The sequence below is a fragment of the uncultured Pseudoflavonifractor sp. genome (assembly GCF_944387805.1).
Taxonomy (GTDB): Bacteria; Bacillota; Clostridia; order Oscillospirales; family Oscillospiraceae; genus Pseudoflavonifractor.
Genome location: NZ_CALXGI010000027.1, coordinates 1 through 14,660, shown reverse-complemented (window position 1 = coordinate 14,660; position 14,660 = coordinate 1). Strand labels below are relative to the sequence as shown.

Annotated in this window: 7 protein-coding genes; 6 read left to right on the top strand and 1 reads right to left on the bottom strand. The window is 64.4% G+C overall.

The genetic code is table 11. From position 1 onward, the window contains the following. Positions 1–78 precede the first annotated feature (78 nt). The 4 genes from gltB (at position 79) to Q0K06_RS08205 (ending at position 10,045) form a co-directional block, all read left to right on the top strand. Positions 79–4,602 carry a glutamate synthase large subunit gene (gene gltB / locus Q0K06_RS08220; protein WP_294551000.1) on the top strand — a complete coding sequence of 1,508 codons (4,524 nt, stop codon included), beginning with the start codon at positions 79–81 and terminating at the stop codon, positions 4,600–4,602. A gap of 113 nt (positions 4,603–4,715) precedes the next feature. Then, positions 4,716–6,791: a glutamine synthetase III gene (locus tag Q0K06_RS08215; protein ID WP_294550998.1), complete on the top strand. Its 2,076-nt coding sequence runs from the start codon at positions 4,716–4,718 to the stop codon at positions 6,789–6,791. A 184-nt stretch (positions 6,792–6,975) separates the two neighbouring features. After that, positions 6,976–8,340 (top strand): amidophosphoribosyltransferase, encoded by a 1,365-nt coding sequence (gene purF, locus Q0K06_RS08210; RefSeq protein ID WP_294550996.1) that lies wholly within the window; start codon positions 6,976–6,978, stop codon positions 8,338–8,340. 121 nt (positions 8,341–8,461) lie between these two features. Further along, positions 8,462–10,045: an FAD-dependent protein gene (locus Q0K06_RS08205; RefSeq protein ID WP_294550994.1), complete on the top strand. Its 1,584-nt coding sequence runs from the start codon at positions 8,462–8,464 to the stop codon at positions 10,043–10,045. A gap of 46 nt (positions 10,046–10,091) precedes the next feature. Here Q0K06_RS08205 and Q0K06_RS08200 read toward each other — a convergent pair whose 3' ends face one another. Next, a complete protein-coding gene (locus tag Q0K06_RS08200; RefSeq protein WP_294550992.1) occupies positions 10,092–11,708 on the bottom strand; it encodes a carbohydrate-binding domain-containing protein in 1,617 nt (538 codons plus the stop codon). Between the two features lie 177 nt (positions 11,709–11,885). Here Q0K06_RS08200 and Q0K06_RS08195 point away from each other — a divergent pair, with 177 nt between their 5' ends. Together Q0K06_RS08195 and Q0K06_RS08190 are read left to right on the top strand one after the other, a co-directional pair. Further along, the gene (locus Q0K06_RS08195; RefSeq protein WP_294550990.1) at positions 11,886–12,365 is read left to right on the top strand and encodes an RNA polymerase sigma factor; all 480 of its coding nucleotides are present in this window, start codon (positions 11,886–11,888) and stop codon (positions 12,363–12,365) included. After that, positions 12,358–14,586, top strand: a complete 2,229-nt coding sequence (locus tag Q0K06_RS08190; RefSeq protein ID WP_294550988.1) for a hypothetical protein — start codon at positions 12,358–12,360, stop codon at positions 14,584–14,586. Before Q0K06_RS08195 ends, Q0K06_RS08190 begins: the two co-directional genes overlap by 8 nt. Positions 14,587–14,660 lie beyond the last annotated feature (74 nt).

Genomic DNA, 14,660 nt, shown 5'->3' with positions numbered 1-14,660 from the left:
GATCGATCCGCCCGGCCGGACACACCTTGCGCGGCGCTGGAGCAGATACTCCGGTCCGCCCGGAAAGGGGCAACCACGATGAAAACCAAGCGACAGCGGGGACTCTACTCCTCTTCTTTTGAACATGACAGCTGCGGCATCGGCGCTGTAGTGGACATCCACGGCCGGCCCAGCCACCGGACGGTGGACGACGCGCTGAAAATCGTAGAGAAGCTGGAGCACCGGGCTGGTAAGGATGCCACCGGCGAGACCGGCGACGGTGTGGGCATCCTGCTCCAGATCTCCCACCGTTTCTTTGTCAACGCCGCCCGGGACGCGGGCATCTTCCTCCCCGGCCCCCGGGAATACGGCGTGGGCATGTTCTTCTTCCCCCAGGATGAGAACGTCCGCCGCCGCGCCAAGAAGATGTTCGAGCTGCTCACAGTCCGTGAGGGTCTCTCCTTCCTGGGCTGGCGGAAGGTACCGGTCTGTCCTGAGATTCTGGGCCAGAAAGCCCTGGCCAAAATGCCTTACATTGAGCAGGCCTTTATCGGCAAGCCCGCCGGACTGGACCCCGGCCTGGCCTTTGACCGAAAGCTCTATCTGGTGCGCCGGGTGTTCGAGCACTCCAACGGCAGCACCTACGTGCCCTCCCTGTCCAGCCGCACCATTGTCTACAAGGGTATGTTTCTGGTCCACCAGCTCCGGCGGTTCTACCCCGACCTCCAGAGCGAGGAGTATGAGTCCGCCATTGCCATCGTCCACTCCCGTTTCTCCACCAACACCAATCCCTCCTGGGAACGGGCCCACCCCAACCGGCTCATGGCCCACAACGGTGAGATCAACACCATCCGGGGCAACGCTGACCGTATGCTTGCCCGGGAGGAGACCATGTACACCCCCCTGCTGGCCGATGACATGGACAAAGTGCTGCCGGTAATTGACGCCTCCGGCTCTGACTCCTCCATGCTGGACAATACGCTGGAGTTTATGATGATGGCGGGCATGGACCTGCCGCTGGCGGTGATGGTGGCCATCCCCGAGCCCTGGCGTGAGGACCGAAATATCTCCCGGGCCCGCCGGGACCTGTACCGCTACTATGCTACTCTGATGGAGCCCTGGGACGGGCCGGCCTCCATTCTCTTCTCCGATGGCGACGTGGTGGGCGCGGTGCTGGATCGGAACGGCCTGCGTCCCTCCCGGTACTACCTGACCGACGACGGGCGGCTCATCCTTTCCTCCGAGGTGGGCGTGCTGGACCTGCCCGACATGGAGATCGTCCGCAAGGACCGCCTCCAGCCCGGACGGATGCTGCTGGTGGACACGGTCCAGGGGCGCATCATCTCCGACCAGGAGCTGAAGGAGACCTACGCCGCCCGCCAGCCCTACGGCGAGTGGCTGGACCGGAACCTGATCCACCTGCGGGACCTGCCCATTCCCAACCGGCGGGTAGAGCGGCGCAGCCACGAGGATCTGGTCCGGCTGCGCACCGCCTTCGGCTACACCGATATGGACGTCACAGACACCATCCGCCCCATGGCAGAGACCGGAGCGGAGCCTACCGCGGCCATGGGCGTGGACATTCCTCTGGCCGTGCTGGACCCCAAGGACCAGCCTCTGTTCAGCTACTTCAAGCAGCTCTTCGCCCAAGTGACCAACCCGCCCATTGACGCCATCCGGGAGGAAGTGGTCACTGACACCACCGTGTATGTGGGCGACGACGGCAACCTGCTCCAGGAGAACGCTGACAACTGCCGTGTCCTTCAGATCCACAACCCCATCCTTACCTCCACTGACATGATGAAAATCAAGGCCATGGATCAGCCCGGCTTCCGGGTGGAGACCGTGTCCATGCTCTACTATAAAAACACCTCTCTGGAACAGGCTCTGGACCACCTGGCCCTCTCCGTGGACCGGGCCTGGCGGGAGGGCGCCAACGTCATTGTCCTGTCCGATCGGGGCGTGGACGAGAACCATGTGGCCATCCCCTCCCTGCTGGCTGTGTCCTCCATTGAGCAGCACCTGATCCGCACCAAGAAGCGGACGGCGGTATCCATTCTGGTGGAGACTGCCGAGCCCCGTGACGTCCACCACTTCGCCACCCTGCTGGGCTATGGCGCCCGGGCAGTGAACCCCTATCTGGTGGAGGAGACCATCGTGGATCTCATCGAGTCGGGCAAGCTGGACAAGGACTTCCACACCGCCGTGGCCGACTACAACTCCGCCGTGCTCCACGGCATTGTAAAGATCGCCGCCAAGATGGGCATCTCCACCCTTCAGTCCTACCAGTCCGCCCAGATTTTTGAAGCGGTGGGCATCCGCAAGGACGTCATTGACCGCCACTTCACCAATACTGTCTCCCGGGTGGGCGGAATCGGTCTGGAGGAGATTGGGGCCATGGTGGACCGAAACCACTCCAAAGCCTTTGAAGCGCCGCTTGATGAGGCGCCTCCCTCCCCCAAGCGCCCCGGAGACGGCGAGGATCACCTCTTCAATCCCCAGACCATCCGCCTTCTGCGGCAGGCCACCCACGAGGGCAATTACGAGGTCTTCCGGCAGTACACTGCCATGGTGGACGACGAGACCCGGCCCCACACCCTCCGGGGCCTGCTGGATTTCCAGTATGCGGCTCAGCCTCTCTCCCTGGACGAGGTGGAGAGCGTGGACTCCATTGTCAAGCGCTTCAAAACCGGCGCAATGAGCTACGGCTCCATCTCCCAGGAGGCCCACGAGTGCCTGGCCCGGGCCATGAATATGCTGGGCGGCAAGTCCAACTCCGGCGAGGGCGGCGAGGAGCCCGACCGGCTCCACGACCCGGAACGCAACTCCGCCATCAAGCAGGTGGCCTCCGGCCGGTTTGGCGTCACCAGCGAGTATCTGGTCAGCGCCCAGGAGATTCAGATTAAAATGGCCCAGGGCGCCAAGCCCGGCGAGGGTGGACACCTGCCCGCCAAGAAGGTATACCCCTGGATCGCCAAGTGCCGCCACTCCACCCCCGGCGTCACCCTGATCTCCCCGCCGCCCCACCATGACATCTACTCCATCGAGGACCTGGCCCAGCTGATTTACGACCTGAAATGCGCCAATCGCCAGGCCAGCATCTCGGTGAAGCTGGTCAGCGAGGCCGGCGTAGGCACCGTGGCGGCCGGCGTGGCCAAGGCCGGCGCCCAGGTGGTTCTTATCTCCGGCTATGACGGCGGCACCGGAGCCGCAGCCCGCACTTCCATCCACAATGCGGGCCTGCCCTGGGAGCTGGGGCTCTCCGAGGCCCACCAGACCCTGATCCAGAACGGCCTGCGCACCCGGGTCATGCTGGAGGTGGACGGCAAGCTCATGTCCGGCCGGGACGTGGCCATCGCCTGCATGCTGGGCGCCGAGGAATTCGGCTTTGCCACCGCTCCCCTGGTGGCCCTGGGCTGCGTGATGATGCGGGTGTGCAATCTGGACACCTGCCCCGTGGGCGTGGCCACCCAGAACCCGGAGCTGCGCAAGCGGTTCAAGGGCAAGCCGGAGTATGTGGTGAACTTTATGCGGTTTATCGCCCAGGAGCTGCGGGAGTATATGGCGAAGCTGGGCGTCCACACTGTGGATGAGCTGGTGGGCCGCAGCGATCTGCTGACCATTCACACCCCCGCGGCCAATCCCCGGGCCGCCACGGTGGATCTGTCCGCCATTCTCCGCAATCCCTACTCCGGGCAGCCTGACCAGCGGTTCAATCCCGCCGATATCTACGACTTCCATCTGGAGAACACTGTAGACTTGAAGATTCTGGAGCCCACCTTGGGCGACGCCCTGCCCGAAGGCAGGCCCATGGTGCTGCCCCTGCCGGTGTCCTCTACCGACCGGGCCGTGGGCACCATTCTGGGCTCCGACATCACCCGGCTCCACGGCAACAGCCTCCCTGAGGACACCTTCCTTATCCGCTGCCGCGGCGGCGGCGGACAGTCCTTCGGGGCCTTCCTGCCCGCCGGCGTGACGCTGGAGCTGGAGGGCGACGCCAACGACTACCTGGGCAAGGGCCTGTCCGGCGGCAAGCTGGTGGTCTATCCCCCCAGAGGCAGCCGCTTCGACCCGGCAGAGAACATTCTGGTGGGCAATGTGGTCCTGTACGGCGCCACCAGCGGCAAGGCTTTTCTCAACGGCGTGGCCGGCGAGCGGTTCTGCGTCCGCAATTCGGGCGCTACCGCCGTGGTAGAGGGCGTGGGCGACCATGGCTGTGAGTACATGACCGGCGGTCGGGTGGTCATCCTGGGCCCCACCGGCAAGAACTTCGCCGCCGGTATGAGCGGCGGCGTGGCCTACGTGCTGGACGAGAAGCGGGACCTGTACCTGCGTTTGAACAAAGAACTCGTATCCATGGACCCGGTGACCGAGCGATATGACGCCGAGGAGCTGCGCTCCCTTATCCAGGCCCACGCGGCGGCTACCGGCTCTCCCAAAGCCAAGACCATTCTGGCCGACTTTGATCACTACCTCCCTCTGTTCAAGAAGATTCTCCCCCGGGACTACGACCGGATGCTTCACGCCATCGCCCAGTATGAGGAGAAAGGCCTGTCCAGAGAGGACGCCGAAGTAGAGGCATTTTACGCCAGCACCGGCAAAGGCGCCGGAACAGGCCATTGACGGCCCTCTTCCCCCAGCTTTTTAATTTCCATAACATGGCAGCAAAGGCGCTGCGGCATCCGCCGCGGCGCCTTTTGCATAATTCCAAGGTTTCAATTCAAGGAGTGAGCGTTATGAAGAAGATTCCCGAGCTGTTTGGCAGTATGGTGTTCAATGAGTCCGTAATGAAGGAGCGCCTGACCAAGGACGCCTACCGCGCCCTGTGCCGCACTATCAAGGAGGGCAGGGCCCTGGACCCCGCGGTGGCCGATGTGGTGGCCTCCGCCATGAAGGACTGGGCCGTGGAGAAAGGCGCCACCCATTTCACCCACTGGTTCCAGCCCATGACCGGCGTTACCGCTGAGAAGCACGACGCCTTCCTCTCCCCCTGCGGAGACGGCACCGGCATTATGGAGTTCTCCGGCAAGGAGCTCATCAAGGGCGAGCCCGACGCCTCCTCCTTCCCCTCCGGCGGCCTGCGGGCCACCTTTGAAGCCAGAGGCTACACCGCCTGGGACCCCACCTCCTACGCCTTCATCAAGGACGACACCCTGTGCATCCCCACCGCTTTCTGCTCCTACCGGGGCGAGATCCTGGACAAAAAGACCCCCCTGCTCCGGTCCATGGACGTGCTCAGCCGGGAGGCGGTGCGGGTGCTCCGGCTCTTTGGCAAGGAGGTCCGCCGTGTCACCGCCACCGTGGGCCCCGAGCAGGAGTACTTTCTCATTGACAAGGCCGACTACGCCAAGCGTCCCGACCTGATCCTCACCGGGCGCACCCTGTTCGGCGCACCCGCTCCCAAGGGCCAGGAGATGGAGGACCACTACTTCGGCTCCATCCGGCCCCGTGTCAAGGCCTTCATGGCCGATCTGGATGAAGAGCTGTGGAAGCTGGGCATTTACGCCAAGACCGAGCACAACGAGGTTGCCCCCAGCCAGCATGAGATGGCCCCCATTTTCACCACTGCCAACCTGGCCACTGACCAGAACCAGCTGACCATGGAGGTGATGAAGAAGGTGGCCGATCGCCACGGCTTTGTCTGCCTGCTCCACGAGAAGCCCTTTGAGGGGGTTAACGGCTCGGGTAAGCACAACAACTGGGCCCTGTCCACCGACACCGGCGAAAACCTGCTGGACCCCGGCAAGACTCCCATGGACAACGCCCAGTTCCTCCTCTTCCTGACCGCCGTTATCCGCGGCGTGGATGAGTACCAGGATCTGCTGCGCATCTCCGTGGCCAGCGCGGGCAACGACCACCGCCTGGGCGGCAACGAGGCTCCTCCCGCCATCATGTCCGTCTACGTGGGCGACGAGCTGTCCGACGTGGTCAACTCCCTCATCCGCGGCATCGCCCACAATGACGCCACCCCCGGCATCATGGACATCGGCGTCACCGCCCTGCCTCCCATTCCCCTGGACAACTCTGACCGGAACCGCACCTCCCCCTTTGCGTTCACAGGCAACAAGTTTGAATTCCGTATGCCCGGCTCCTCCTTCAACATTGCCTGCCCCAATGTAATGCTCAACTGCGCCGTGGCCGAGTCCCTGAAGCTCTATGCCGACGAGCTGGAAAAGGCCGAGGATTTTGACGCCGCTCTCTCCGCTCTGGTCCGCCGGGAGCTCTCCGCCCACAGCCGCATCCTCTTCAACGGCAACGGCTACGGCATCGACTGGCCCGAGGAGGCTGCCCGCCGGGGCCTGATGAATCTGCACAACACCCCCGAGGCTCTGGAGCACTTCGACGACCAGAAGAATGTAGACCTCTTCACCTCCCAGGGCATCTACACCCTGGAGGAAATTCACTCCCGCCAGGAGATTGCCCTGGAGGAGTACGCCAAGACCATCACCATCGAAGCCAGAACCTCTCTGGACATCCTGCGCAAGCAGATTATCCCCGCCTGCATCTCCTACTCCAGCCAGGTGGCCCAGGGCGCAGCGGTAAAGAAGTCTCTGGGCGTCTCCGCCGAGGGCGAGGTTGCCCTGGTCCGCACCATCACCGACAAGACCAGCGCCCTCATGGAGCGCGCCGAGGCGCTGGATAAGGTTGTGGCGGCCGTGCCCGACGGCGTCAAGGAGAGCGCCCGCTACTGCGCCGAGGCCGTCCTTCCCGCCATGGAGGCCGCCCGCGCCATTGCCGACCAGCTGGAGCTGATTGTGGACCGCGCCCACTGGCCCTTCCCCACCTACCGCGACCTTCTGTTCTACGTATAATCGGACCTGTCCGAATATATAGAACCGCTTCGGCGGACGGCTTTTGCCCTCTCGGCAGCGCCGTTTTCCCGGAAGTCCCTGCCAGGATTTTCGGGAAAACCGGCCTGTCAGAGGGCTAATTGCCGTGTTCTGAGACAAATTTCATCGCTATCCCCCATCCCTTTTGAGAGAGGAAGTATCATTCGTGTCCATCCATGAAGAATGCGGCGTGTTCGGCGTACTGGACCCTGCCGGAGACTGCGCCCGCACCACCTACTACGGACTCTTTGCCCTCCAGCATCGTGGGCAGGAGGCCTGCGGCATCGCCGCCATCCAAGACCGCGAGATGTCTTTCCACAAGGACCTGGGCCTGGTGGGCGAGGTCTTCTCCCCAGAAATTCTGGATCGGCTGGGCGGCACCATGGCTGTGGGCCATGTGCGCTATGCCACCACCGGCGACAGCCGCCGGGAGAACGCCCAGCCCCTCACCCTTAAATACGTCAAGGGCACCCTGGCCGTGGCCCACAACGGCAATCTGGTCAACGCCGGGGACCTGAGGACCGCCTTTGAGTACCGGGGCGCCATCTTCCAGACCACCACCGACTCCGAGCTCATCGCCTACGCCATCGCCCAGGAGCGGCTGCGCTGTCCCTCCGCCGAGGAGGCGGTTTGTCAGGCTCTGAAGGGTCTGCGGGGCGCCTTTTCTCTTATTGTCATGTCCCCTCAGAAGCTCATCGCCGCCCGGGACCCCTGGGGCTTCCGGCCCCTGTGCATGGGCCGCCGGGGAGACGCGGTGATTTTCGCCTCCGAGACCTGCGCTCTCAGCGCGGTGGGCGCCAAATTCGAACGGGAGCTGGAGCCGGGTGAGATTGTGGTGGCCAGCCCGGAGGGAGTCCGGTCCATCCGGGAAAACTGCGTGGGCTCCTCCAGCCACATGTGCATTTTTGAGTACATCTACTTCTCCCGCCCCGATTCCGTGCTCTGCGGCCAGTCGGTTCACGAGGCCCGGCGGAACGCGGGCCGCCTGCTGGCCCAGGAGTACCCGGCAGAGGCCGACGTGGTCATCGGCGTACCTGACTCCGGCCTGGACGCCGCCATGGGCTATGCCGAGGCCTCCGGCATTCCCTACGGCGTGGGTCTGGTGAAAAACCGGTACATCGGCCGCACCTTTATTACCCCCGGCCAGGAGAGCCGGGAGCAGGCGGTGCGCATCAAGCTGGGGGCTCTGGCCAGCTGCGTGGCGGGCAAGCGGGTGGTCATGATTGACGACTCCATCGTCCGGGGCACCACCTCCCGGCAGATCGTCTCCCTGCTGCGGGAGGCGGGGGCCACGGCGGTCCATATGCGCTCCTCTGCACCCCCCTTTATCGCTCCCTGCTACTTCGGCACCGACATCCCAGACCGAAAAAATCTCATCGCCTGCCATCACTCGGTGGAGGAGATCAAGGATATCATCGGCGCCGACAGTCTGGGCTTTCTCAGCCTGGAGGGCCTGCACAAGATTGCGCCCCAGGCCAGCTGCGGCTTCTGTGACGGCTGCTTCACCGGCAATTACCCTGTCTGCGTCTGAGTCCTTCGGGTTCGGGCGGGTTGTGTCCGCCCCACTGCAATGGTATAATGGCTGTATTCCAGCCATTATACCATTTTTTATTGCGTCCGGCCGGTGTCCGGCGCTTCCATACGGAGGTACTATGATTCGAATTCAAAACATCCCCCTGCCCATCGGCGGCGGTGAGGAGCAGCTGAAGAAGAAAGCCGCCCGCATTCTGGGCGTAAAGCCCGACGCTATCGCCCGGCTCTCTCTGGCCCGGCAGTCCATCGACGCCCGGAAGAAGAGCGACGTCCACTATGTCTGTACCGTGGATGTGACCTTGGCTGACGAGACCGGGGTCATGGCCCGCTGCCGGGACAAAAACGTCTCCCTCCACCAGAATACCCCCTATGCCTTTCCGCCGGTGCGCCGGACCTCCCCGCTGCCGCCGGTGGTGGTGGGCATGGGCCCCGCCGGACTCTTCGCCGCCCTCTATCTGGCCCGAAATGGCGTCCCCTCCATTGTGCTGGAGCGGGGCCGCCCGGTGGAGGAGCGCACCGCCGACGTAGAACGGTTCTGGACCACCGGCGTGCTCAACCCGGCCTCCAACGTCCAGTTCGGCGAAGGCGGCGCGGGCACCTTCTCCGACGGCAAGCTGACCACCGGCACCCACGACAGCCGCATCTCCACTGTGCTCCGCACCCTTGCCATGGCAGGCGCCCCGGAGGACATTCTCTACCAGCACAAGCCCCACATCGGCACCGATGTGCTGCGGGATGTGGTGAAAACCATCCGTCTGGAGCTCATCCGCCTGGGCTGCGACGTCCGCTTCGGCCATAAGCTGTCCGGCCTGGGGCTGAAGGACGGCCGGGTGGCATCCCTGACGGTGGACGGTCCCACCGGCCAGTACGGCCTGCCCTGCGACGCCCTGGTGCTCTCCCCCGGCCACTCTGCCCGGGACACCTTCCAGATGCTGATGGACGCCGGGGTGCCCATGGTCCCCAAGCCCTTTGCCATCGGCGTGCGCATTGAGCACAGCCAGGCGGCGGTGTCGGCGGCCCAGTTCGGTCCTGCCTGGGAACAGCTGCCCCCGGCGGACTACAAGCTCTCCTGCCACCTGCCCGACGGCCGCAGCGCCTTTACCTTCTGCGTGTGTCCCGGCGGCTCGGTGGTGGCCGCCGCGTCGGAACAGGGGCGGCTGGTGACCAACGGCATGAGCTGCCGGGCCCGGGACGGCGCCCTCATCAACGGCGGCTTCCTGGTGGGGGTCTCCCCTGCCGACTACGGCAGCGGCCACCCTCTGGCGGGCGCCGCTTTTCAGGCCAGGTGGGAGGAGGCCGCCTTTACCGTGGGCGGCGGAGACTTCCGGGCCCCGGCCCAGACCGTGGGGGACTTCCTGGCGGGCGTCCCCTCCAAAAAGCTGGGCAGCATTGAACCCACCTACCGGCCCGGCGTCACTCCCGCCGACCTGGACCGCTGCCTGCCCGGCTTTGTGACCGGCACCCTTCGGGCCGCCCTGCCCATCTTTGACCGGAAGCTCCACGGCTTCGCCGCCCCTGATGCGGTGCTCACCGGTGTGGAGACCCGCTCTTCCTCCCCGGTGCGCATTCTCCGGGACGACACCCTCCAGTCCCCCGTCCGGGGCCTGTACCCCTGCGGCGAAGGGGCCGGATATGCCGGCGGCATCATGAGCGCCGCTGTGGACGGCATTCGGGTGGCCGAGGCCGTCGCACAGGCCCTGTAAAAGCAAGCAGCGCCTCCGAACCCAAGTCCGGGGGCGCTGCTCTGTTTTACTCGCTCTGTACGCCGGTTACGCCTGAGAAGCTGTGGATATCCGCCGAGAGGGTGAACTCGGTGGAGGGCTCAGCTGTCTCGCCGCCGTTCATTCCGTTGTCCGGCGGCTGACGGTCCCCGCCGTCGGTGGGCTGGGGCGGCTGCTGTCCGTCGCCCTCCGCCCCCTCGGGCCGGTCCGGGCGCTCGCCCTTCGGCGCTTCGCCGTCCTGCGGCGGCTCCCCTATGTTCTCGGGCGGTTCTCCCATATTCTCAGGGGGGTTCTCCATGCCCTCGGGGGGCTCTCCCATATTCTCAGGCGGCTGCTGCCCGCCCTGGGGCCGTCCGCCGCCCATACCAAAGCTGTGGCCGGTGAACTGCTGCTGCACTCCGTCCACATAGACGGTATAAGTGGCCCCGTCTGCGAGGGAGGCATCGGTGTAGGTCAGAGAGGAGAACACCCGCTGGGCGGTGTAGCTGACCAGCTCGCTGCCCTCGCTGTCCTTGATGACAATGCTGCTTCCGGCTGCCTGCTCGCCAGCAAAGGACAGCTCCATATAGGCCTGGCTGGAGTCCGTCTCCACAGCATCGTTCCGGCTGCCCAGAGCCAGGACGCTGCCGCCGTTGAGGTAGATGCCGCTGTCCGAGTCAATGCCGCCGTCGCCGGACTGGCCGTTGGCCACGGTCACCACTTCGCCGCCGTTGATGGTCAGATAGCCGTTGGAGTCGATGCCGTCCCCCTCCGCCCCCAGGCCGGCGTTGATGGACAGCCGCCCGCCGTTGATGGTGGTAACCGACACGCCGTCCTCATTGGTGTTGATGCCGTCGTTCTGGGCGGTGATAAAGATGCTGCCGCTGTTGATGGTCAGGTGGAGCTCGCTGTCCAGGCCCTCGTTGTCGGCAATGATGTTGAGCGTGCCCGACTCGTCCGACTCTCCGCTCACGTTCATGGACATCTTGGAGTAGAACGCGCCGTCGTACTTGTGTAGCTTCTTCTCCGTCCCCTCCTTATAAATGCGGGCCACATGGGAGCCTGTAACCGTGTTCACCGAGCCGTCGGCCAGAATCACGTTGGCGCCGGCGGCGGAGGTATCTACTGTGGGGGAGGCGGTCTCCGTGTCCTTGCTGCCACACTCATAGACGTTGTAAAAAATAACTGCCGGAGCCACGGTACAGGTGATGTCCACCCCGTCCAAAATCAGGGTGACCACCGCGTCCGGGTCATTTTCCGCGTCCTCCCCCAGGTCCACCGCCACCTGTCCGGCGGAGAGAGTGCCGGAGAGCCGGTAGGTACCGGGCTGGGTGATGGTGACCACCGTATGGGCGGCGGCCTCCTCGGCGGAATGGGCCTCTTCAGCGGTGCCCTCGCCGTAGGTCTCGTCGTGGCCGTCCTCATAGTAGACAATGTCCGCCCCTATATAGACCGCCGAGGCCGGATCGGTGGAGGCAGCCTGGCCGTCCACTGTTACCGCCTCGTCGGAGAGGACCACAGCGGTCTCCTCCGTCCCGCCGCTCTGGGCGGCGGCGCTCTGGGTGGGCGCGGGAGATTGGGCCTCCTCCTTCTCGCTATTCGTGCAGGCGGCGCAGGAGAGCAGCATTGCCAGCGCAAGCGCCGCGGGAATCCATTTATTCCGCATAGTCAAAGTTCCTTTCTGTCTCAGGGTGGAAACAGTATAGCAGTCAAGACTGAAACCAACCTGAAATTCCGGTGAACGGTTTGTAAACTTTCCAACAGCGAAATAAAGAATTATTTTTTCGGCCTGCAATAATCGGCTGTCCTCAGGTGTGTTAGAGATGAAAGGAGGAGGAAGCCTATGAACGGACAATTCCAGCAGGAGAGCCCGTTCTCCTACGCCTGCGACCACTATATGGACACGGTCTACCGGGTAGCGATCCACAACGCCCCGTCGGCGGAGGACGCGGAGGACGTGACCCAGGAGGTTTTTGAGCGGCTGCTCACCTGCCGCAAGGGCTTCGCCGACGAGGAGCACCTGAAGGCCTGGCTCATCCGCTGCACTCTGAACCGGTGCAAGAACCTGTTCCGCAGCCGCCGGGAGGTATCCCTCAGCGAGGCTCTGCCCGCTCCCGAGCAGGAGGATGGCTCCGTGCTGGAGGAGGTGCGCCGCCTGCCCGAGCGCTACCGGAACGCCATTTATCTCCACTATTTTGAGGGCTACACCGCCGCCGAGATCGCCCAGATTATGGGCGGCACCACCAGCACGGCCCTCTCCTGGCTGCGGCGGGGCCGGGAAGCCCTGCGGAAACGGATGATAGGAGGGTTTGACAATGAATAAGCGGGATTATATCAGAGAGGTGGAGGCCCTCCACACCCCCGACCACCTGCGCCGCCGGATCACCTCCCTCCCCGGGAGGCGGACCGTCCGCTCCTTCCGGTTGGGCAGGCTGCTCTCCCTGGCCGCCTGCCTGGTGCTGGTTGCAGCCCTGGCCGCAGCGCTTCCCACCCTTCTCCGGGGACTCCACCTAGGCGGCGATATCCTCACGCCCCCGGTGTCCACCAGCTCCGTCACCTCCATCCCGGACCAGGAACTGGCCGGACTGCTGGCGGCCCAGTATCCCGACGCCCAGCCCGGCGACACCTGGGAGCTGCTCTGCTCTATTCCCGGAGAGGGCAGCACTCTGGGCGTTCTGCGCTATACCGCCGAGGCTCATGCCGGCGGACTGGGAAACCTGATACTTGGCGTCCTGGACAACCAGAGCAAGGAACCGGCAGCGCCGGTCACTGTCATCGGCGGAGACCACGGGGACCTCTATACCTGGGAGGATGCCGCCCAGCGGTATCTGCTCTGCAGCAACTTCACCACCTATCAGGGGCGGGAGGAATCCTGCACCGCCGCCCTCTTCACCTTTGACGGCAGCAAGCTGAGCGCCGTGACGGAGCTGCCCGAGGCGGCTTTGGGGGTGGAGAACCTGCCCCGGGGAGCGGAGACCATGTTCCGGGCGGACACCGCCTTCTGGGAGGACCACAAGGGGGTCATCAACGGCGCCGGGCTGGAGCTCTATGAGCGAAACCCCGACTGGGACCCAGCGCGGGACAGTGAGGATGACCAGTGGATCTACCTGTGCTACGTCCCTCTGTACACGGAGGAACAGGCCCCCCTTACCGACGTAACCGGCCCCACCCAGGCGGAGCCCACTGTGGGCTTTGACTGGTACAATCCCCCTGTTCTTCCCCTGATTGCGGACGGGGACAGCTCCGGCCTGAAGGTCTGGCGGAAGCTGACCTTTGACTTTACCGACGATCTCTTCCATGCCCAGGGATTTGATGGCTATACCCCCACTCCCCGTGTGACCGACCGGTACGTGGTGCAGAACACCGGCAGCACAGAGCAGTATTTTCTCCTCTGGTACCCCCAGGCCAACAATCTCACCGCCTCCAAAAGCCTGCCCTCCATTACCATTGACGGCGTGCCCCTGACGCCGGACCCGGGCACCGTGCCCCTGGTGGGCGGCGCGCTCTTCCCCGGCACCAGCGACAGCTGGAGCGGGACTTTCACCGCCTGGGAGGACTACCGGGACGCCATGGACAGCGGCGACGCCATGGCCGGGGCCAAGGCCATGCCCCAGATTACCCTGCGGGATGAGCCCGCGGCGGTGTACGACATCGTGCCTCAGGAGAACTACGAGGCCGTCCGGGACAGTCTGGACGACCCCTGGGCGGCCACCCTGTCCGTTGAGTGCACCCTCTCCGACCCGGATGCCCAGGTCTTTGTCTACGGCATGGAGGGCTATCAGCCGCTCTCCGAGGACGGCCTCAGCCGCCGGTACAGCTTTTCTCTCAACGACAACGCCAGCGGGCTCCACCGCATCATTGTGGTGGGCGGCACGCTGGAGATAGGCCCTGTCGCCGGCTATACCGACGGCTCCTGCACCCAGGCGGTCCCGGAGCTGACCGGCGAAGTGGCATACACCGCCCCAGGCACCCTGGAGGACGGCCTGCTGGGCAACGCCCTCTATGACTGCGTGAAGGACTTCTACTATCAGCCGGACGGCAGCCTGCTCTACACCGAGAGCACACTTCACCGGACCCTGTGCGATCTGATTCTCAATTATGTCAGCGGCAGGGATCTGTCCGCCACGGCCGGCGGCATGTTCCGCGGCCTGTTCGATGGGGAGTACGACAGTGCCTTCACCCGGATTGAGGATCTGCTCTACAACGTGTCCGGTATGCTCCGCTTCTTTTTCTGGCCCTGTGAAGTGACCATCCCGGCGGGAGGGCATGTGGTCATTGAGGCTTCTCAGTACTGCACCCCCAGCGGAACGCTGCAGACGGACGAGGACGGCTACCGGGTCTCCGGCGCGCCCTACGGCTTTGACTTTGCCCCCGCGCTGGCGGACAGCCCGCCGCTGGAGTCTCTGGAGGTGGAGATTATCTACAACGGGGATCTGACCCTTGCCGAGAGCAGCTTTGACCTGGACCTTGACGGCCACGGGGCTGTCTCCTACCCTGACCCTGGGGCGGAGCGTCATTTCTTTTCTGTCGGCAAAAGTTCCTAGTCACAACCTCCGGCTAAGCCGGAGGCTTGATTAAGCCCTATAAGGGCATAATACAGACAATACCCCTAAAGGGG

Coding starts and splice junctions, on each gene's coding strand:
- Q0K06_RS08195 (WP_294550990.1), top strand. CDS start 11,886: ATGAACGGACAATTCCAGCAGGAGAGCCCGTTCTCCTACGCCTGCGAC.
- Q0K06_RS08215 (WP_294550998.1), top strand. CDS start 4,716: ATGAAGAAGATTCCCGAGCTGTTTGGCAGTATGGTGTTCAATGAGTCC.
- Q0K06_RS08205 (WP_294550994.1), top strand. CDS start 8,462: ATGATTCGAATTCAAAACATCCCCCTGCCCATCGGCGGCGGTGAGGAG.
- gltB (WP_294551000.1), top strand. CDS start 79: ATGAAAACCAAGCGACAGCGGGGACTCTACTCCTCTTCTTTTGAACAT.
- Q0K06_RS08200 (WP_294550992.1), bottom strand. CDS start 11,708: ATGCGGAATAAATGGATTCCCGCGGCGCTTGCGCTGGCAATGCTGCTC.
- Q0K06_RS08190 (WP_294550988.1), top strand. CDS start 12,358: ATGAATAAGCGGGATTATATCAGAGAGGTGGAGGCCCTCCACACCCCC.